The 19,752-nt window shown below is 59.0% G+C and carries 17 protein-coding genes and 3 tRNA genes; 12 read left to right on the top strand and 8 right to left on the bottom strand.

Annotated features, from left to right (window positions below):
- Nucleotides 1-95 precede the first annotated feature (95 nt).
- The 3 genes from zipA (at nucleotide 96) to BLU07_RS04580 (ending at nucleotide 2,825) form a co-directional block, all read left to right on the top strand.
- Nucleotides 96-941 carry a cell division protein ZipA gene (gene zipA, locus BLU07_RS04570; RefSeq protein ID WP_092384601.1) on the top strand — a complete coding sequence of 282 codons (846 nt, stop codon included), beginning with the start codon at nucleotides 96-98 and terminating at the stop codon, nucleotides 939-941.
- 98 nt (nucleotides 942-1,039) lie between these two features.
- On the top strand, nucleotides 1,040-1,666 hold the full coding sequence (locus tag BLU07_RS17955) for a hypothetical protein (RefSeq protein WP_092384603.1): 627 nt from the start codon (nucleotides 1,040-1,042) through the stop codon (nucleotides 1,664-1,666).
- Between the two features lie 13 nt (nucleotides 1,667-1,679).
- Nucleotides 1,680-2,825, top strand: a complete 1,146-nt coding sequence (locus tag BLU07_RS04580; protein ID WP_092384605.1) for a choice-of-anchor U domain-containing protein — start codon at nucleotides 1,680-1,682, stop codon at nucleotides 2,823-2,825.
- Between the two features lie 155 nt (nucleotides 2,826-2,980).
- Here the strand turns inward: BLU07_RS04580 and BLU07_RS04585 are convergent, their stop codons facing one another.
- Nucleotides 2,981-4,588, bottom strand: a complete 1,608-nt coding sequence (locus BLU07_RS04585) for a Vgb family protein (RefSeq protein WP_092384607.1) — start codon at nucleotides 4,586-4,588, stop codon at nucleotides 2,981-2,983.
- Nucleotides 4,589-4,749: 161 nt separating this feature from the next.
- Here BLU07_RS04585 and ligA point away from each other — a divergent pair, with 161 nt between their 5' ends.
- Both ligA and BLU07_RS04595 read left to right on the top strand, forming a co-directional pair.
- The gene (gene ligA / locus BLU07_RS04590) at nucleotides 4,750-7,125 is read left to right on the top strand and encodes an NAD-dependent DNA ligase LigA (RefSeq protein WP_092384609.1); all 2,376 of its coding nucleotides are present in this window, start codon (nucleotides 4,750-4,752) and stop codon (nucleotides 7,123-7,125) included.
- Complete coding sequence (locus BLU07_RS04595) at nucleotides 7,122-8,069, top strand: tRNA dihydrouridine synthase (protein WP_092384611.1); 948 nt, start codon at nucleotides 7,122-7,124, stop codon at nucleotides 8,067-8,069. Before ligA ends, BLU07_RS04595 begins: the two co-directional genes overlap by 4 nt.
- Nucleotides 8,070-8,089: 20 nt before the next feature.
- Here BLU07_RS04595 and BLU07_RS04600 read toward each other — a convergent pair whose 3' ends face one another.
- Together BLU07_RS04600 and BLU07_RS04605 are read right to left on the bottom strand one after the other, a co-directional pair.
- Nucleotides 8,090-8,749, bottom strand: a complete 660-nt coding sequence (locus BLU07_RS04600; protein WP_092384613.1) for a 7-cyano-7-deazaguanine/7-aminomethyl-7-deazaguanine transporter — start codon at nucleotides 8,747-8,749, stop codon at nucleotides 8,090-8,092.
- A 177-nt stretch (nucleotides 8,750-8,926) separates the two neighbouring features.
- A complete protein-coding gene (locus BLU07_RS04605; protein WP_092384615.1) occupies nucleotides 8,927-10,039 on the bottom strand; it encodes a saccharopine dehydrogenase NADP-binding domain-containing protein in 1,113 nt (370 codons plus the stop codon).
- A 94-nt stretch (nucleotides 10,040-10,133) separates the two neighbouring features.
- Here BLU07_RS04605 and BLU07_RS04610 point away from each other — a divergent pair, with 94 nt between their 5' ends.
- A complete protein-coding gene (locus BLU07_RS04610; RefSeq protein ID WP_092384617.1) occupies nucleotides 10,134-10,736 on the top strand; it encodes a TetR/AcrR family transcriptional regulator in 603 nt (200 codons plus the stop codon).
- A 148-nt stretch (nucleotides 10,737-10,884) separates the two neighbouring features.
- On the opposite strand, the gene BLU07_RS04615 is transcribed toward BLU07_RS04610, so the two are convergent.
- Nucleotides 10,885-12,000, bottom strand: a complete 1,116-nt coding sequence (locus BLU07_RS04615; protein WP_092384619.1) for an FAD-dependent oxidoreductase — start codon at nucleotides 11,998-12,000, stop codon at nucleotides 10,885-10,887.
- 167 nt (nucleotides 12,001-12,167) lie between these two features.
- Here BLU07_RS04615 and BLU07_RS04620 point away from each other — a divergent pair, with 167 nt between their 5' ends.
- The 3 genes from BLU07_RS04620 (at nucleotide 12,168) to BLU07_RS04630 (ending at nucleotide 16,676) form a co-directional block, all read left to right on the top strand.
- Nucleotides 12,168-13,508, top strand: a complete 1,341-nt coding sequence (locus BLU07_RS04620; protein WP_092384621.1) for a spinster family MFS transporter — start codon at nucleotides 12,168-12,170, stop codon at nucleotides 13,506-13,508.
- 58 nt (nucleotides 13,509-13,566) lie between these two features.
- Complete coding sequence (locus tag BLU07_RS04625; RefSeq protein ID WP_092384623.1) at nucleotides 13,567-14,751, top strand: acetyl-CoA C-acyltransferase; 1,185 nt, start codon at nucleotides 13,567-13,569, stop codon at nucleotides 14,749-14,751.
- Nucleotides 14,752-14,876: 125 nt separating this feature from the next.
- Nucleotides 14,877-16,676, top strand: a complete 1,800-nt coding sequence (locus BLU07_RS04630) for an acyl-CoA dehydrogenase (protein ID WP_092384625.1) — start codon at nucleotides 14,877-14,879, stop codon at nucleotides 16,674-16,676.
- On the opposite strand, the gene alkB is transcribed toward BLU07_RS04630, so the two are convergent.
- From alkB to folD, 3 genes are all read right to left on the bottom strand, one after another.
- Nucleotides 16,645-17,313 carry a DNA oxidative demethylase AlkB gene (gene alkB / locus BLU07_RS04635; protein ID WP_092384627.1) on the bottom strand — a complete coding sequence of 223 codons (669 nt, stop codon included), beginning with the start codon at nucleotides 17,311-17,313 and terminating at the stop codon, nucleotides 16,645-16,647. The two genes, BLU07_RS04630 and alkB, sit on opposite strands and share 32 nt — an antisense overlap.
- 29 nt (nucleotides 17,314-17,342) lie before the next feature.
- Complete coding sequence (locus BLU07_RS04640) at nucleotides 17,343-17,876, bottom strand: methylated-DNA--[protein]-cysteine S-methyltransferase (RefSeq protein WP_092384629.1); 534 nt, start codon at nucleotides 17,874-17,876, stop codon at nucleotides 17,343-17,345.
- Between the two features lie 96 nt (nucleotides 17,877-17,972).
- Nucleotides 17,973-18,827 (bottom strand): bifunctional methylenetetrahydrofolate dehydrogenase/methenyltetrahydrofolate cyclohydrolase FolD, encoded by an 855-nt coding sequence (gene folD, locus BLU07_RS04645; RefSeq protein WP_092384631.1) that lies wholly within the window; start codon nucleotides 18,825-18,827, stop codon nucleotides 17,973-17,975.
- 285 nt (nucleotides 18,828-19,112) lie between these two features.
- On the opposite strand from folD, the gene BLU07_RS04650 reads away from it, so the two are divergent.
- The 3 genes from BLU07_RS04650 (at nucleotide 19,113) to BLU07_RS04660 (ending at nucleotide 19,447) form a co-directional block, all read left to right on the top strand.
- Nucleotides 19,113-19,189 (top strand) — tRNA-Arg (locus BLU07_RS04650).
- A gap of 47 nt (nucleotides 19,190-19,236) precedes the next feature.
- Nucleotides 19,237-19,312 (top strand) — tRNA-His (locus BLU07_RS04655).
- A gap of 50 nt (nucleotides 19,313-19,362) precedes the next feature.
- A tRNA-Leu gene (locus tag BLU07_RS04660) sits at nucleotides 19,363-19,447 on the top strand.
- A 57-nt stretch (nucleotides 19,448-19,504) separates the two neighbouring features.
- Here BLU07_RS04660 and BLU07_RS04665 read toward each other — a convergent pair.
- Nucleotides 19,505-19,690 carry a carbon storage regulator gene (locus BLU07_RS04665; RefSeq protein WP_092384633.1) on the bottom strand — a complete coding sequence of 62 codons (186 nt, stop codon included), beginning with the start codon at nucleotides 19,688-19,690 and terminating at the stop codon, nucleotides 19,505-19,507.
- Between the last annotated feature and the right edge of the window lie 62 nt (nucleotides 19,691-19,752).

A 19,752-nucleotide genomic window follows, 5' to 3' on the forward strand; every position in this document is an offset into this window, starting at 1 on the left:
GCGCACGGGCATGCTAGTGTCCGCGCATTGGGCCGTGCCAGCAGGTAAGCTGGCGCGGTATCCTATTATTTTCAGTCAACGGGAACAGGGTTTTCATGGATTTCGGGTTGCGTGAATGGCTAATCATTATTGGCTTGCTGGTTATTGCCGGCATTCTGTTCGACGGCTGGCGTCGCATGGGTGGACGCAACAAGCTGCGGGTCAAACTCGAGCGTAATCTGAGTGGCCTGGGTGATGCCGAGCATGACGAACTGCTGGGTCCGCCCCGGGTGATCGGGAAGAATGAACGCGCGGAACCTTCCCTGGGTGATGATGATCCGGCCTTTGATGAGCCACCACTGTCAGCCGGAGCTGATGATAGCCGTTGGCAGCCGCCCCAGCAGGTCGGTCTGGATCTGGATGAGCCAGCGCCGGTTCTGCTTGATCCGCTACCTGATGATGAGCCGACGCCGCACAAAACCAAGCCCGCTGCTGCAGAGCCGCGCCAGCCCGCGAAAGAACAGCCCCCGGTTGAAGAGGTGCTGGTGATTATTGTGACTGCACGGGATGAGTCCGGTTTTCATGGCTCGGCACTGCTGCAGAGTGTGATGGAAAGCGGCCTGCGTTTTGGTGATATGGATATTTTTCACCGCCACGAGAGCATGAGCGGCAATGGTGATGTGCTGTTCTCCATGTCCAACGCGCTCAAGCCGGGCACCTTCGACATGGATACCCTGGACGACAGTCGCGTGCGCGCCGTCAGTTTCTTTATGGGCCTGCCTGGCCCACGCCACCCGAAACAGGCTCTGGATCTGATGATCGCTGCGGCGCGTAAACTGGCCCACGAGCTGGGCGGTGATCTTAAAGACGATCAGCGCAGCGTGCTCACCGCCCAGACTATCGAGCATTATCGCCAGCGGATTGCCGAGTTCGAGCGCAAGCGGATGGGGTTGCGGCGCTGACCGTGACCCCTTTGACGTCAATAATTTGCGGTAGACAATGCCGCTGGGTCTTGCTGCAATAGAATCCTCATTTTGTGTTCTGACGAAAGGATTCTCTTGTGCCGTATTATCCGCGTTTTACCCCCTCTTTTTGGGCTGCTTTGGCCTTCTGTGCGTTCTCTACTCCGTTGTCTGCCGAAACCTGGATTGACGATAGCTATATTCTGGGCAATTTGTGTGTTGGGGCTGATTGTGTTGTCGATGACGATCTTGACTTTGACACGCTTCGTCTGCACGCGCCGTCGCCCCGCATCCTGTTTGAAGACACCAGTAACACTATGTCATTTCCCACCAACGATTGGTCGCTGGGTATTGAACCAACGGATGACAACACGGCGACGCGTTTTATTGTTCGTGATGTCAGTGCCGACACGCTGGTCATGCAGCTGGAAGCAGAGGCGAGCGGGGGAATAGCGCTCGGCGCCAATGCGGAAATAGTCAGTGGGGCTGTGTCGGTGGGGGGCGCCGGTAGTGAACGTCGTATCGTTCACGTGGCGGATGCCATTGAGCCTACCGACGCGGTCAATCTGCGCCAGTTCAATGATTTTCAACTGGCTTTTACCGACCAGATTGCGGATGCCGACAGCGAACTGGCTCTGGTGGATAGTGAAATAGAAGCGCTGGAAGACCAGTTACAGTCTTTGAATACCCGCCTGAACACCCTGACCGACCAGCTCGGCAACTGACATAGAGGTGTGTATGCACGGTATTCGATTGCTGGCATGGTCGCTGGCTGCTTGTTTTATCGGTTTCAGCGGGCAGCTGCAAGCCATCACTTTTTCCGAGGATGTGGAGGTGCTTGGGTCACTCTGCATCGGTTTTGATTGTTTCAATGGGCGCGACCTGACGGGGAGTTCGATAGTTCTGCCCGCCAACAATACGCGTGTGCGCTTTCTGGAGCCTGCAGTCGATAATGGTCCGGAAAAAGGCTGGAACCTGGAAGCCAACGACAACAATAATGGTGGCCCTGACTATTTCAATATTGGTCTCAAGGGTACAGAGGCGGACGGTACGCCGTTATTGAGTGTGCCGGGCATTCCGGTGCTGGGGCTCGGCGTGGCCTCTGATGGATACGTTACCCTGGGCCGGGAGGCGACCATCGTTGCTGGCGAGGTGTCAGTGGGCCGCAGTGATTCCCTGCGCCCGGTCAGTCACGTGGCGGCTGCTGTGGATGATACCGATGTGTTGAACCGTCACAGCATGGATGCGGTTCTGCTGCAGACCAGGCTGCAAGCCCGCCGTGATCGTCTGACGGAATTGACTGAGCAGGTTGCGCTGCTGGAATCGATGGTTAATGCACTTGAACAGTCAGACCCTGACGGTGATGGTATACCGACCATTGACGATGCGTTTCCCTTAGCCGCGACGCAGGCAACAATCGACGGCATCAGCCTGAGCGTGCAACCGCTGTCAGGCGCTTCTAGCTGTTCGATCAGTACTTTGGGGGCCGAGCCTCTGGCAAGCTTGCCGTCAGCGCCGGAGACGCTGCAGACCATTGAACGGGCCCTGTCTTTTACCCTGGAAAATTGCAGCCCGGGTGAAATGGTCAATATCGCGATCAACTTCGGCAGAAGTCTCCCGGGGTATTTTCAGGCGTACAAGCTCGGCACTCCCTGGCAACTGATTCCTGACTCCCGTGTTGAAGGCAGCATCTTGCGTTACAGCCTGACGGATGGCGGTCCATTTGATGCCGACGGTTTGGCCAATGGGGTGATTGTAGACCCCGTTACTGCTGCAGCTTTCCCGCCGGATGGCATCCCATCGACCAATCAATGGGGCTTGTTGCTTTTGGTGCTCATGTTGATGGGATCTGCTGCTCGTTACCGGTTGGCGCGCCGCGGCTGATCGGTTTTCGTCGCTGCATCACTTGCCCTCTCCCCAACCCCGCCTGCGGCCCCAGGCTCTTCTCATAACCCGGGCCGTTCGACGGACGGGAAGACAGTCGAAGCCCCTCTCCCCTTGCGGGAGAGGGGTTGGGGAGAGGGGGCAAGATAAACCAATCACTCCCGCGCCATCCGGTACAACCCATTATCCAGATCCGAGCCAAAATACAGATTGCCGCTGGCGTCCAGGGCAAGGCCAGTAGGAATACCGCTGGGCGGCATGCCTGGGCCAGCCGGGAAGCCAATCGGCAGGTCGGCTGCGATCACCTGCCGTTCACCCGTGGCCAGATCAATCAGACTGACTTGCTGCTTGGCGGTTTCGGCCACCAGCCATTGATCCGCACTCAGTTGCACCAGGCCTTCCGGCATGGCCAGGTCGGTTGCCAGGCGCTCCACCTTTCCGCTATCCACGTCAACCCGGCTGAATAAACCGGCCGCCTCGGTCAGGTACAGCGCGCCATCCTGCCCCAGCTGCATGCTTACCGGACCATGCAGGTCGCTGGCCAGCGAAGTGCGCTGCTGCAAGTCGGCATCGAGCAAGAAAATCTCACCGGTGGCCATCAGGCTCAAGGCGATACGTCCGTCCGGCAATTCAACGGCAGCAGTGGGTGCCGGCAGGTCATGGATTTTGGCTTCGGTGCTGTAGTCACTGCGGCGCAGAATCTGCAGGCTGCCGTCGGCAAAGCTGGTCAGCAGAATGCGTTCAGCACCGAGGCTGACGCCGGTGGGGTATTCAATATCATCGCCGTGGGCACGGCGAATATCGGTAACCTTGCCGGAGGCCAGGTCGACCCGGCGAAAGGCGAAGATATCCGCCACATAGAGTTGCCGGTTGTTCTGGTCCACTGCCAGTCCGGCGGGTACAGCCAGATCACCCCGGGTCAACACCCGGGTTTCGCCGCTCAGCGGGTTGACCCGGGTGATGCTGTTGTCGGCCATGTTGGAGACATAGATACGGTCATCGGCGGCCACGGCCAGATTGTCCAGGGCGGTGGCCAGCGTCGCGACACGCGTCAATTCGCGATCATCGGCACTGATACGCAGTAACTCACCCGCCCGGGTATCGACCACAAACAGATTACCCTTTGAATCAAAGTTTACCGCCGCCGGAATCTGCAAGCCCTCGGCAATGATCTGCATATCGCCATCCTCGGGATTGATACGCGCCACCTGGCCCTTGAACCACAGCGGGCCGTAAATCCAGCCGTCGGCGCCAACTTCAAAGCCATTGAAGCCGCCCATGTCTTCGCGGATCAGACGCGGAGGCTCAGCGCCATCGCGGTCGATCTGCCACAGCGCATCGCCCATAAAGACCTGGCTGGCATAGAGGGCACCCGTGTCCAGGTTGAAGGCAATCGAGTTGATACCCGGCAGGCCGTCGGCCAGTTGAATGATCTCGGCGTCATCATGGGCACGGTAGAAAATGCGCCCGCTCTGGAAGCCGGTCCAGGCCATCTCGCCTTTCGGGCCGATGGCGATATCATCGGCCTGACCTTTATCCGGCCCGATCAGGATCGAGACGTCGCCGCTGTCCCTGTCGACCTGATAGATGCTGTTACCGACCACGCTGCCGGCAAGCAGGCGGCCTTGTTGATCAATCGCCAGGCCGTGCACACCCTTGAAAGCGGAAGGAGCGACCAGGGCGTCTGGAGCCGTCCAGCTGGCGGCATGAATGCTGGTGGCGAGCGCGGCGGTAAGGAGCAGGGCAGGGCGAAGACAGGGCATGGACGATCCTTGCGGGGTTGTTTTTGTGCGTTCAGTCTAGCGTCCTGAGTCGTTTTTGCCGGCACTATCCATACATTTGATGTCGGACCATAGACCCGGTCTGACGTTGGGCGCAGGCTTTGGGTACAATTGCGCTTTGTTTGCCAGCAGATACCCCGACCATGACTGCCACTGCCCAAGCCGCTGCCCGCGCCACTGAACTGCGTGAGGCGCTGGATCAGCACAATTACCGCTATTACGTACTGGATGAGCCCTCGATTCCGGATGCGGAGTACGACCGCCTGTTCCGTGAGTTGCAAGCGATTGAAGCGGCGCATCCGCAGCTGGTGACGGCTGATTCGCCGACCCAGCGGGTGGGTGGTGCGCCGCTGTCGGCCTTTGCCGAAGTCAGGCATGAGGTGCCCATGCTCAGTCTGGGCAATGCCTTTGACGAGCAGAGCATGCGCGACTTTGACCGTCGCGTGCGCGAGGGGCTGGACCTGCCGGCGGGTGATCTGTTTGGCGGTGGTGCGGAGATTGATTACTGCTGCGAACCCAAGCTCGATGGCCTGGCGGTCAGTATTCTTTATGAACAAGGGCAACTGGTGCGCGCGGCAACCCGGGGTGACGGCAGCACTGGCGAAGATATCACCACCAATGTACGCACCATCCGCAATGTGCCCTTGAAGCTGCGCGGAAAGGACTGGCCGGATGTGCTGGAAGTGCGCGGTGAGGTTTTTATCAGCAAAGCCGGTTTTGCTGCGCTGAACGAGCGTCAGCGCGAAGCGGGCGGCAAAACCTTTGCCAATCCGCGCAATGCGGCTGCTGGCTCCTTGCGACAACTGGACTCCACTATTACCGCCAGCCGACCGCTGGAATTCTGTTGTTATGGTATTGGTCGGGTCGATGGAGCATTACCGGAGACACAAACGGCCGTGCTGGAGCAGCTGCGTGAGTGGGGCCTGACCATCAGTCGTGAGCTCAAACTGGCCACAGGCGTGGATGCCTGCCTGGCTTATTACGAGGATATCGGCAACCGCCGCGCAGATCTGGACTATGAAATTGACGGCGTGGTGTTCAAGGTCAATGCACTGGCCCAGCAGCGGGAGCTGGGTTTTCGTGCCCGTGAGCCGCGTTGGGCAATCGCGCATAAATTCCCGGCGCTGGAAGAAGTGACCGAGCTGCTGGATGTTGAATTCCAGGTCGGGCGCACCGGTGCCGTTACCCCGGTGGCCCGTTTGAAACCGGTGCAGGTTGCCGGGGTCACGGTATCCAACGCTACCTTGCACAATATGGATGAAGTCGCGCGTCTCGGTGTCATGATCGGCGATCATGTGATTATTCGTCGCGCCGGTGATGTGATTCCCCAGGTCATGCAGGTGGTGCCGGAACGCCGCCCGGCGGATGCCCGGCCGGTGGTTATCCCTGAAACCTGTCCGGTGTGTGGTTCAGCGGTGGAGCGCACGCAACTGGTCAAGCGCGGCAAGGGCGGACAGAGCGTCAGTGAAGGCTCGGTCTATCGCTGCGTCGGTCGTCTGACCTGTCAGGCACAACTGAAACAGTCGATTATTCACTTCGTCTCGCGTCGTGCGCTGGATATCGACGGCCTGGGTGAAAAGATTGTCGAGCAGCTGGTGGATACCGGGCTGGTCAGTTCACCCGCTGACCTGTTCTCTCTGACTTATGAGCAGGTGATTGACCTGGAGGGCTTTGCCGAGCTGTCGACGAAGAATCTGCTCAGCGCCATTCAGGACAGCAAGCGGCCGACGCTGGCGCGCTTTATCTATGCGCTGGGGATTCCGGATGCGGGCGAGGAAACCGCCAAATTGCTCGCCCGCGCCCTGGGCTCTCTGGCGCGTATCAGCCGGGCACTACCCGAGGTGCTGGTGTATCTACCGGATGTCGGGCTGGAAGTGGCCCATGAAATCCACAGTTTCTTTGCCGATGACCACAACCAGACGGTGATCAGCCAACTGCTGGATCGCGGCCTTGAACTGCAGGAAGAGGGCAACGTGGCTGCTGAATTTGCTGCCAGTGTCAGCTTTGCCGAGTTTATTGCCCGCTTGAACATTCCCCATGTGGCCAAGACCGGGGCTGAGCGCCTGGCGAATGCCTTTGGCAGTTTGTCGGCCTTGATTGCGGCGGACTGGCTGGAACTGAAGCAGGTCGAACGCTTTACCGACAAGGCCCAGCAAAGTCTGTTGGCTTATTTCCGTGATGATGAGCAGCGCGAACAGGCGCTGGCGATTGAAGCGCAATTGCGTGACTTCGGCATGCACTGGGACAGCCCGAAAGCCGAGGTAGCCGACGATCAACCCTTGACCGGCCAGACCTGGGTGCTGACGGGAACACTGGAAACCTTTTCGCGGGATGTGGCCAAGGAGCACCTGGAAAGTCTGGGCGCCAAGGTGGCCGGCAGCGTCTCGGCCAAGACCCATTGCCTGGTTGCCGGCCCCGGCGCCGGCAGCAAGTTGACCAAGGCCGAGCAACTGGGTGTGACCGTGTGGGATGAGGCCAAGCTGCTGGACATGCTGCGTGAGCAGGGCATCCAGCCATGAGTGGACTGGTGGTGCTGGCACCGATGGAAGGGCTGGTGGATCCGCCGATGCGTGATGTGTTGACGCGCATCGGTGGCATTGATTGGTGTGTCAGTGAATTTATTCGCGTCACCGCTGGGCCCCTGCAATCATCAACGCTGCAACGGCTGGTGCCGGAAGCCGAACATGGCTGGACAACGGCCACGGGTGTGCCCGTGCACCCGCAATTGCTCGGGTCTGACCTGCGCTGGCTGGCGCATAATGCCCACTGGTTGGCTGAACAGGGCGCGCCGGCTGTTGATCTGAATTTCGGTTGTCCGGCAAAAACCGTCAATCGCCATCGTGGCGGCGCCGTCCTGCTGCAGGAACCGGAGATGCTGGCGGCGATTGTCAGTGCAGTGCGGGCTGCCGTCCCTGCCGAGGTGCCGGTGACGGCAAAAATGCGCCTGGGCTACAGCGATACCAGCCAGACGCTGGAATGCGCTCAGGCACTGGCGGACAGTGGCGCGGCGCATATCGTCGTGCATGCGCGAACCAAGGCTGAAGGTTACAAGCCGGTGGTGCACTGGGACTGGCTGGCGCGAATTCGTGACACTGTCGCCGTGCCGGTCATCGCCAATGGTGAAGTGTGGAATCTGGATGACTACCACGGGATTCGTGCGGCAAGTGGTTGCGAACACGTCATGCTTGGCCGTGGTCTGGTTGGCCGGCCCGATCTGGCGCGACAGGTTGCCCAGTGGCAAGCCGGCGGCCAGCGGGCACCACTCAGTTGGGCCGAGATGCAGCCCTGGCTGCTGGAGTTCTACCGCCAGGTGCGTTTGCGCGTTGCCGACCGCCATGCCCCGGGCCGGCTGAAACAGTGGCTGGGCATGCTCACGCGCGGCTACCCGGAAGCCCAACCGCTGTTTGATCAGGTGCGCCGGGAGACCTGTGCCGATACTGTTGGGCGCGCATTACAGGCTTGACGCCTCTGGTTACCCGATTGTCAGCGCGCAGGCTGCGGTGACCCAGCGCCCGGTAACCAACGGATTATCGCATTCAGCAGCATGCCGTACAGCGGCACAAAGAGCATCAGGCTGACGACCAGTTTGGTGACGTAATCCACTGTGGCAATTTCCACCCAGTTGGCCGCCATAAAGGGGTCGCTGCTCTGCCAGAAGGCAATGGAGAAAAATAACGCGGTATCCAGCAGATTGCCGGCCACCGTTGATGCCGCAGGAGCAATCCACCATTGTTGCAGGTTGCGCAAACGGTCAAATACCTGGATATCGAGTAGCTGGCCGAAGGCATAGGCAATAAAGCTGGCCAAGGCAATGCGGAAAACAAAACTGTTGAACTCGCTCAGTGCTGACAGACCACTAAATCCTCCATCATGGAAAATCACCGACACCACATAGGAGGCTAGCAGAGCTGGCAGCATGACCCAGGCAATCACTCGCCGCGCGCTGTGCTTGCCGAGCAGGCGAACAGTGAGATCGGTAGCCAGAAAGATAAAGGGAAAACTGAATGCCCCCCAGGTGGTATGCCAGCCCAACAGAGTGATTGGCAGCTGCACAAGATAGTTACTGGCAATAATGATCAGGATATGAAATGCAATTAGCCCAGCCAACACCTGACGGTTGACCGCTGCTGGAGTAAACGACATGGATGTGGCCTTTTTGGTGACATGGGGTGAGGGAACCCATGGGTGCAGCCCGGTTGGCTGCAAGCGGCTGCATTCTAGCGAGTTAAACAAGGCCTGGCCAGAGACGTGATGTACGCCGCAGCGCACCTGCCTTTATCGAGAGACTTGCTGCATTGCGGGCCGAAGCACTTAGCCGGTTCAATCAGTGCTTCTTGGCTTTGGCCGGGTTAGCGGAGGGTATGAGCGGAGGTGTACTCCGAGACTTTCGAGGGTGCTGCGTGTCACTACCGGATCGGTGCATGCCTCCGCATACTGCGCCCCGCATCTGGCCGGGGTTTGGCCGCCGAGACCGAGTATGCGTTGTATCTGGATATAAGCGCCAACGGCGGTCAGGTGGGATTGTCCATATGGGTCCTCTAGTTCAAGAACACGTTGTAGTGTGGCGCCATCCCTTGTCTGGCCGGTAACGCTGATGCGGATCTGGTGTGAACCGCCACTGCCGGGGTTGTACAGCAGTCTGTGCCGGAGCCGGGAAAAGCGTTGCCCGCTGATGGCTTGCCATAAACCGCTGCGCACCAGCAGCATAAGGCCTGCTGTTGCCAGTGCGCTGTCAAAGGCTATGCGTGTCGAAACGGAGCTGGCTGCAGTCAGCAGGGGCAAGGTCATCTGGTCTGGTGCATCAAAGCGATAGGTGCGTATTGGTCTGGAGCCGTTGAAGCTGACCCGCTGAGAGTCAGTGAAGGCGTATTTTGCGACGGGCTGACCATGCTGGAGAACCGTGAAAGACTCTGACAGTTGATCCAGGTAATGCGCTGAGTTGGGGCCTGCTTTATCGTTCAAGGCATATTTGATGTCGATGTTGATGGTGCTGTCGAGCAGGTCTTCAGCTTGCTCGCTGGCCAGAATGGCGGTCACCGATGCCATCCATGACGAGGCAAAAACAACGGGGGCGCGGGCAGGCGGCAGCGCAGGCAAGGTGCTGATTGCGCGTTGCAGGTGGGACGTCCAGCGGGTTATATCCAGATAGGGAATGCCATGCCGCAGACAGGTTGTCAGCAGGTGGTCATAGGTGTCGTTTGCCAGGGTGACAACCAGTTGTGGCAGGCGCTCCAGCTGTGCCAGCGGATCATCCCGGGTGAGATCCAGCACAAGCTGGCTGGCATTGGGCAGTTCATCTGCAAGCAATGCTGCGTTGGTTCTAGAACGGCCGCCAATGATCAGGTGCAGGTCAGGGTGCTGTTGCCCGAGCAACCTGGCCAACTGGCTTCCGACCACGCCGGAACCACCGACTAGCAAAACCTGAACAGACATGGGACACTCCTTGCGGTTTTAGGTTTTGTGACCAAATAAGTCAATACTATAGGTCGAGTGACCAATTCATTGCAAGGCGAGTGCGGATTTCAGCATGCAAAAACATGAGACAAAGCCTGCCAGATCAATTCCAGTCAGCGAGAAAGGCCGAAAAACGCGAGCCAGTATTCTGGATGTGGCTGAGAATATTCTGATTGAAGAGGGGTATGGCGAGTTGTCCAGTCGGGGTATTGCAGACCGGTTGGGGATTCGCCTGTCGAATGTGCAATATTACTTTCCTGTACGGGGAAGCCTTCTGTCCGGGGTATTCGAACGCGCACTGCATGCGGCTCAGGCTGATCTGATGGCCTCCTCAGACCATCGTGGCCTGGAGCCTTTGGTGCGTTATATCCTGACGGATCAACAGTCATCTCGCAGTTGCCGTCTGTTTTGGGAGCTCTGGGCCCTGGCGGCGAAGGATGAGATTGCAGCTGGGGTAAAAGCTGCGTTTTATAGTGCCTACCAAGATGCTCTGCAAGCCGCTATAGCTGTCGAGGTGCCAGACAGTAGCGATCAGCAAAGGCGGCATCGCGCCTTATTGATAATGTCTTTGCTGGAGGGGGTGTCGTTGTTTCGCGATGCCGACGGTACAGGGGCATTAGATGACAGCCTTGTGGCTGCCGCACTGGCACTGGCTCGGGGAGGCAAAGGTGGCTGATGGTTCAGCCTCCTATGAGATGGCTCAATCAGCAATTCTGACTACCAGCCTGTCGACGTTCTTCGCGGATATAGGCATCCAGAGTTGGCGGCCGGTAGGGGCGCCGACAGGGCGGCTGACGAGCAGGATCTGACTGTTGATAAGCGTATTATGTCTTGTTGCGGTTGCACAGCCGCTGCCGCTGCATGAATCCCTGATCAAGGTGATCCTTCCAGAAGCCAAACACTTTACCGCCTGCCCCCCATTGACCATAACTGAGCAGGGCACCACCGTCACCGGTCGCCAGCAAGGCCAGCGCCTGGGGTTGTGGTTGATAGCCGTGCAGTGGCTCGCCCTGCAGCAGGGCTTTGAGGTTGTGTGCGAGTATCGGCCCCTGGCGTACCGCATACACGCCGGATTTCTGGCTACCGGGCAGGCTGGCGCAGTCGCCGGAGGCAAAAACATCGGGATGGCTGAGGCTGCGTAATTGCGGATCAATGCGGATAAATCCACGCTCGTCGGTGCTCAGGCCACTTTTGCCCTGCCACGGATGCGCGCTGGCACCGGTAGCAAGAATAGTCGCATCGGCTGACCCCAGGCACTGATCGTCGTGCCATAGCTGGCCGTCTTGCAGGCGTGTTACCCGGCAATGCTCATGCAGGCGGATGTGTTGGTTCTGCAACCATTGCCGAGCCCGCTTGACCACCATTGGCGAGTGGCCGGGCAGCAGGGTTCCGGCGCAAAGAAGTTGCAGTCGCGACTCCGGCAAGCTGGCCGCCAGCGCGAGAGCAATCTCGAAGGCGGCTGCACCTCCACCGATCACACTGATATGTCGTGCTGCAGTATCACTGCGCCAGTGCTGCCATTGTTCAATAAAGGCAGGAAACGGCTTGACCGGAATGAGCGGCAGACTATCGTCAGTGGGTATCGGGGCAGGCTGTGAACCCGCGTTAAAGGAAACGATGTCTCCGCGCAGGTCAAGCCCGGAGTCGAGTTGCAGGGTTTTCTGGTCTGCATTGAACGCAGTCATCTGACCTTGCAGCAAGCGCAAGCCGAGGCGCGTACACAAGGGGTCAAGGGGCAGGGCACAGTCATCCAGATGGTAGCGGCCAGCAATCAGCCCGGGCAACATGCCGGAATACCAGGCGGCTGGGTCAGGGTTGACCAGTATGCTGCCGGGCGGCGGGGTGTAGCCCTGGTCCAGCCATTGACGCAAGGCGAGCAAATGGGCATGGCCGGCGCCGACGAGGATCAAGGGGGCCGAAGCCGCGGTTGAGTTGTGCATGGCCCAGACTAGCCAGTCGCAGGCCCGGCGGCAAGGGGTGTGCAAGGCCGGATAGCTCAGATTGATAGAGGTGCATCCTGATTGCTGATGCGCTTATTTCGGAATCGACTTTCGCTCTGCGAACCTGATAGTCTTCGCAATCCACTGTGCCTTGTGCAGGAGTCGCTATGCAGCCAACCAACAATAACGCCTACCCATCCACTGCGCGGGCCTGGGTGACGGTATCCATTCTGTTGGTTGCCTATGTGCTGTCGTTTGTTGATCGACAGATTCTCAATCTGCTGGTTGCGCCGATTCGAGCCGATTTGGGCATCAGTGACACCCAGATGAGCCTGCTGATGGGCTTGTCTTTTGCGATTTTCTACACTATTGCCGGTATTCCCCTGGGTCGGGTTGCCGACAGCAAGAGCCGCCGTGGCCTGATTGCCGCCGGCATATTCTTCTGGAGCCTGATGACCGCTGCCTGTGGTCTGGCCAAGACCTATTGGCATTTCGTGATTTTCCGTATCGGCGTGGGTGCCGGTGAGGCGGCCCTGTCACCGGCGGCCTATTCACTGATGGCCGACAGCTTTCCGCCGGAGAAGCGTGCGACGGCGATCAGCGTTTACTCGATGGGGATCTATCTGGGTGCCGGCATGGCCTTCTTGCTGGGCGGTGCGGTGGTCACCTTCGCGCAGGCGCAGGGCGATATGGTGCTGCCTTTCTTTGGCCTGATCAGACCCTGGCAATTCATCTTCCTGATCCTGGGTGCGGCTGGTGTTTTCTTTTGCCTGTTGCTGATCGCCATCAAGGAGCCCAGCCGAAAAGGTGTCGGTGCCGGTGTAGCGGTACCGCTGAAAGATGTCGGCGCCTATTTGCTGAGTATTCGCAAGGCTGTGCTCTGCCACAATTTCGGTTTTGCCTGCCTGTCTTTTGCCTCCTACGGCGCCTCGGCCTGGATTCCGACCTTTTTTATTCGCAACCACGGCTACACGCCGGGTGAGGTCGGTCTCTACTATGGCAGCGTGGTCATGCTGGCCGGTTCAACCGGTATCGTCTTTGGTGGCCGCATGGCTGACTGGCTGGCGCGCAAGGGTTATAGCGATGCCAACATGCGCATCGGCGTGGCTGCAGCTATGCTTACTCTGCTGTGCAATGTGGTCTATCTGGTCGACAATATGACCGTGTTGTGGATCATCATGTTCTTCAACGTGTTTACTGTGGCGATGCCCTTTGGCGTTGCGCCAGCGGCGATTCAGGAGGTTATGCCCAATTCCATGCGTGGGCAGACCTCGGCGATCTACCTGTTTGTGGTCACCCTGATTGGGCTGGGCATTGGCCCGACTGCAGTGGCCTTGACCACCGACTATATTTTCCAGGATGACTATGCCGTACGTTACTCGATTTTCTGGGTAGCCAGCATTACTACCCTGGCTTCCGCTATCCTGTTGTGGCTGGGCCTGAAGCCCTACCGCGAGGCGCGGGAAACACTCAAGGCCTGGGGCGAACGCCAGGGCCAGTCCGCCTGATTGGCAGTATTGAACAGCGCCCCGGTGTGGGCGCATTTGTTAAAACAGGAGCTAAACCATGACTGACGCAGTTATCGTATCCACGGCCCGTACCGGCCTGGGCAAATCCTATCGCGGCGCCCTGAACAACACGCACAGTGTTGACATGGCCGGCTTCGTGATTGAAGAAGCCGTCAAGCGCGCGGGTATTGACCCGGCACTGGTGGAAGACGTCATTCTTGGCGCTACCTTCCATGAAGGCGCCCAGGGCAAGAACATGGCCCGTCTGGCAGCCATTCGTGGTGGCCTGCCGGTCACCACTGCCGGTATGTCGATCAACCGTTTCTGCAGCTCCGGTCTGCAGTCCATCGCGATTGCCGCTCAGCGTGTCGTCAGCGAGAAAGTTCCGGCTATCGTTGCCGGTGGTGTTGAATCCATCAGTCTGTGCCAGAACGACAAGATCAACATGTTCATGAGCAACAACGAATGGATCATGAAGAACAAGCCCGAGCTGTATCTGTCGATGATCGAAACCGCAGATATCGTTGCTCAGCGCTACAACGTCAGCCGTGAATCGCAGGACGAATACGCACTGTTGAGTCAGCAGCGCGTGGCTGCCGGTCAGGAAAGCGGCAAGTTCAGCGATGAAATCGTGCCCTACAAGACCATCATGAAGGTTCAGAACAAGGAAACCGGTGAGATTTCCGATAAGGAAGTATTGCTGGAGCGTGACGAGTGCAACCGTCCGCAAACCACTCTGGACGGCCTGTCCTCACTGCAGCCGGTCCGTGGCCCGGATCAGTTCATCACGGCCGGTAACGCCTCCCAGCTGTCGGACGGTGCGTCCGTATGTACCGTGATGAACAGCAAGGTCGCCGAGCAGTTGAACCTTGAGCCCATGGGTATCTTCCGTGGTTTCGCCATTGCTGGTTGCGAGCCTGATGAAATGGGCATCGGCCCGGTGTTCGCCATCCCGCGTCTGCTTGAGCGCAACGGCCTGACCATGGACGACATCGGCCTGTGGGAACTGAACGAAGCCTTTGCTTCCCAGGTTGTTTACTGCCGTGACAAGCTGGGCATTCCGAACGAAAACCTGAACGTCAATGGCGGCTCCATCGCCATCGGTCACCCCTATGGTGTAACCGGTTCACGTCTGACCGGCCATGCGCTGATCGAAGGCAAGCGTCGCGGCGTCAAGTACGTGGTTGTAACCATGTGCATCGGCGGTGGCCAGGGTGCTGCCGGTCTGTTCGAGATCGTATAAAACCAGCTGCAAGCCACAAGCTTAAAGCTGCAAGCAAACCCGGGCCATGCTCGGGTTTTGCTTTTTGGGTTTCGCTTGCCGCTTGAAGCTAAAAGCTTGCCGCTCAAATTCCGGAGGAATGTCCCTTGTCACAGAAGATCATCAACACCGACGATCTGGCCTTTCTGCTCTACGAGTTGCTGGATATCGAACGCTTTACCCAGTTTCCGCGCTACGAAGACCACAGCCGCGATACCTTTGATGCCGCGATTGAACTGGCGCTGAAAGTCGCCAGCGAAACCTTCGCCCCGCACAACCATGCCTGTGACGAAGACGAGCCGCGCTTCGAGAACGGCAAGGTAGTGATTCGCCCGGAAGTGGCTGAAGCCCTCAAGGTACTGCGCGACACCGGCCTGATGGCCGCCTCGCAGGACTACGAGCGCGGTGGCATGCAGCTGCCCGCTGCGGTATCGCAAACCTGCATCGGCCTGATCAAGGGCGCCAACGTCAGTACCCAGGCCTACGCTGGTCTGACCATCGCTGCCTGCAACCTGATCATGGCCCACGGCACCGATGAGCAGAAGCAGCGCTATGCCGAGCCGATGATGGCTGGGCGCTTCTTCGGCACCATGTGCCTGACCGAGCCGCATGCCGGCTCCTCGCTGGGTGACATCAAGTCCCGCGCCGTGCCGCAGGATGATGGTACCTACCGCATCAGTGGCAACAAGATCTTCATATCTGCCGGTGACCACGAACTGAGTGACAACATCATTCACCTGGTACTGGCCAAACTGCCCGACGCACCGCCCGGTGCCAAGGGGATCTCGCTGTTTATCGTGCCCAAGTTCCTGGTCAACGACGATGGCAGCCTGGGCGAGCGCAACGATGTCACCCTGGCCGGCCTGATTCACAAGATGGGCTACCGAGGCACCACCTCCACCATGCTCAACTTTGGTGAGAAGGGCGGAGCCGTGGGCTATCTGGTCGGTGAGCCACACAACGGTCTGGCGGGTATGTTCCATATGATGAACGAAGCGCGCCTTGGCGTTGGCCTGGGGTCGGTGATGCTTGGTTACACGGGTTATCTGCATGCGCTGGAGTATGCGCGCGAGCGCAGCCAGGGCCGGCCACTGAAAGAGCGTGACCCAGCCACCCCGATGATTCCGATCATTGAACATGCGGATGTGCGGCGCATGCTGATGGCACAGAAAGCCTTTGTCGAAGGTGGTTTGGCGCTGTGTCTGTATACCGCCACGCTGATCGATGAGAAAAAGCATGCCGACGACCCGGCGGTGCGTGAAGAAGCCGCCGGCCTGAATGACCTGCTGACGCCGATCGTCAAATCCTGGCCGTCGCAGTTCTGCCTGGAAGCCAATAGCCTGGCCATTCAGGTGCATGGGGGTTACGGCTATACCCGCGAGTATCCGGTTGAACAGTTTTATCGTGACAACCGCCTGAATCCGATCCATGAAGGCACCCACGGTATTCAGGGGCAGGACCTGCTGGGGCGCAAGGTTGCCATGCAGGGCGGCAAGCACTATCAGGTGCTGCTGGGGCGGATTCGTTCCACCCTGGATGCCTGTGCCGCGATTGCCGAGCTGGAGGACGGTGCACAGCGTCTGACGGCTGATCTGGAAACCCTGGAAGAAATCACCGAGGTGTTGCAGGCGCTACGCAAGACTGACCCCGAGCGGGCGCTGGCCAATGCCTATCTGTACATGGAGTGCTTTGGTCACGTCTTGGTCGGTTGGCTCTGGTTGCGCCAGGCACAGGTTGCACTCGAAGCGCTGCAGAATGGCGGTGAGCGGCCTGAGTCGTTCTATCGGGGCAAACTGCATGCCTGTGATTACTTTCTGCGCTATGAGCTGCCCAAGCCGATGGCGCTGGCCAGTGTGTTGCGCGATGCCGATCGCACTACGCTGGATATGCCGGCCGAGTGTTTCTGAAGGCACGGCGGAAAGTGAGGTTGTAACGCATGGCGCCAGTCAGTGGGTGGCTGGCGCGCTTGCCCAGCGGCGCAACGCCGTGAAAATGCAGCCGACTCGGACCACCCCAGACCACCACATCGCCATGCTTGAGTAGCCAGCGGTCAGGCCTGGCCTGGCGTTGCTGGCCGCCAAACAGAAAGGTCATGTCCGCGCCCAGTGATACGGAGACAATGGGGGCGCTGAAATCTGCTTCATCCTTGTCCTGATGCAGACCCATGCGGCTGCCGGTGGTATATCGATTGATCAGACAGACATCCGGCAAAAAATCAGCATAGCCCGCGTCGGCGGCAGCCTGGCTGGCCAGCCGGGTAAAGCTGTCTGGCAGCGCTGGCCAGGGCTGGCCGGTTTCCGGGTCGAGCCGGTCATAGCGATAGCCTCGCCGGTCGCTGACCCAGCTGGCCGTTCCGCAGCCGGTCTGCGCCGAGGACATGCGATGTCCGCCGGGAGTAAGGTGCTGTCGAAAGGGTGACTGGTCGGCAATGCTGTTTATCAGGCTGAGCAATTCCGGTGCGTGTTCAGTGGCATAGCCCTTGAGTAACCAGGCGCCGGGTGCTATTGCGATGGGCTGGTCGTGCTCGGCAAACAGATCCTGCATGCTGGGGTCTCGTGTCGGGTCCGGGTATTTCAGCTCGCCTGGAGCAATCCTGCGGTTTGCTCCCGTTGCAGCAGGGCCTGCTTGCGAGTTATTCCCCAACGATACCCGGATATTCCGCCATCACTGCGAACGACTCTGTGACAGGGTATGACCAGAGCCAAGGGGTTGGCTGCACAGGCACCAGCAACCGCACGGCTTGCCGTTGGCTTGCCCAGCCGGGTGGCCAGTTGCTGATAGCTCAGGCGCTCCCCGGGGCGGGTTTGCTGCAATGCATGCCAGACCTGCTGCTGAAAGGCGGTGCCCCGGGGTGCCAGAGGGTGTTCAAGCTGCAAGGTATTCCGGGGGTGTTCAAGCCAGGTGAGTATTCGCTCCAGATCGGCGCTCAGGCTGTGTTGACTGACATGCAGCGTGGCTTGAGGGAAACGCGCCTGGAGGGCAGCGATTGCAGCCGCAGTCGAATCGGCAAGCTGAATGGCGCGCAAGCCGTTGTCGTCAGCCGCGACAAGTAACGTGCCCAGCGACGAGGCTTGGCACAGGTAGTGTATTGAGCTGGCGGATGACATGGCTTGCCCCGAGGAAGAGGAACGATCTTCCCAGTCTGGGTGTTTTACTCGGCAAGTCAAGCTTGCCGGGCACGCCGGGCGTGCCCGCGGGGAGGATCAGGGGTGCAGGTGGGCGCAGGCGTAAAGGGTGTTTTCCAGCAGGCAGGCACGGGTCATGGGGCCAACGCCGCCTGGCACCGGAGTGATCCAAGCGGCCCGTTCAGCCGCTGGAGCAAATTCGATATCCCCGGTCAGACGCCCGTCATCCATACGATTGATGCCAACATCAATCACGATGGCGCCGGGTTTGATCCATTCACCCTTGACCAGGCCCGGCTTGCCTACGGCAACCACCAGCAGATCGGCGCGGCGCACATGGTCTTCCAGGTTCTTGGTAAAGCGGTGAGTAATGGTGGTGGTACAGCCGGCCAGCAGCAATTCCAGCGCCATCGGGCGACCGACAATATTGGAGGCACCGACAACCAGCGCTTCCAGCCCGTGCAGATCAACCCCGGTACTTTTCAGCAGGCGGGTAATGCCCAGCGGCGTGCAGGGGCGCAGCAGCGGGATGCGCTGGGCCAGGCGACCAATGTTGTACGGGTGAAAACCATCGACATCCTTGTCCGGGCGGATGCGTTCGAGCAGGCAAGAAGCATCCAGGTGGGCGGGCAAGGGCAGCTGCAGCAGGATGCCGTCGATTGACGGATCATCGTTGAGGCGGTCGATCAGGTCTTCCAGCGTGGCTTGCTCGGTATCTGCCGGCAAATCGAAATCGTGGGAGATAAAGCCGACTTCTTCACAGTCCTTGCGCTTGTGCGCTACGTAAACGTGAGAGGCGGGGTCCTGGCCGACCAGAATAACCGCCAGACCGGGTGTTCGGTGGCCCTGCTCCTGGCGTTGTTTTACCTGGCTGGCGATTTCCTGACGAAGCTGCGCGGCAATTTGCTTGCCATCGATGAGTTGGGCGTTCATGTGTTTCCTGACGCAAATAAATTATCCGCCAATTGTCGCATGCGGCAGGGGGTTGGCAAAAGTGCTTACATGCTGCAGCCGGCAAGAAAGCGATAAGCATCTAAAACAATTCAAAAAAATAAGCGCTTGTCGTTGACGTGGCGGGGGTGGCTGAGTATTATTCGCACCGCTTCACAAACACAGCGACAAGCGTTTGGAAGGCGACCAAGGCTCCTGGTCAGTAGCAGTCCAGACTGCTTTTGACAGGCAATTTCGACTACACTCGCTGGGTCGATATTGTGCAAGGCGCCCGTAGCTCAGCTGGATAGAGCATCCGCCTTCTAAGCGGATGGTCGCAGGTTCAAGTCCTGCCGGGCGTGCCACAGTCTCCGCAGGATGAAGCAAGCAGTACCGGTCAAAGGCCGTTATGGTGGGCGTAGCTCAGTTGGTAGAGCACAGGATTGTGACTCCTGTTGTCGTGGGTTCGATCCCCATCGTCCACCCCATATTCTTCAAGACGCCAGGCGCCCGCCTGGCGTTCTTGTATCCCCGGTTCGCGGACGTGGTGGAATTGGTAGACACGCCAGATTTAGGTTCTGGTGCCGCAAGGTGTGAGAGTTCGAGTCTCTCCGTCCGCACCATTCAAGCGTTGCACAAGCTCTCAGGTTGTCCCGATGAACCCCTTGAACCCCGGGGCTTCATGATTTATCGGTAACGCTGGCTTGCCCTGGCTCACGGGGTTGCCGCTCTTCACGCACTGCCTTTGTCTGGTGCGGCGCCTCGACCTTGATCCTGACTATTCTGGGATTGGCATTCACAATCTGGATTTTGATGTCGTCGCCAATGCGGAGAATTTCGCCGGTACGCCGAGTGAGGATAAGCATTGTTTGAAGTCCTTTTCAGAAGAACTCATTCTATCCCCAGCCCGACCGGACTGTCTGTGAAC

This window comes from Halopseudomonas salegens, from assembly GCF_900105655.1.
Classification (GTDB): domain Bacteria; phylum Pseudomonadota; class Gammaproteobacteria; order Pseudomonadales; family Pseudomonadaceae; genus Halopseudomonas; species Halopseudomonas salegens.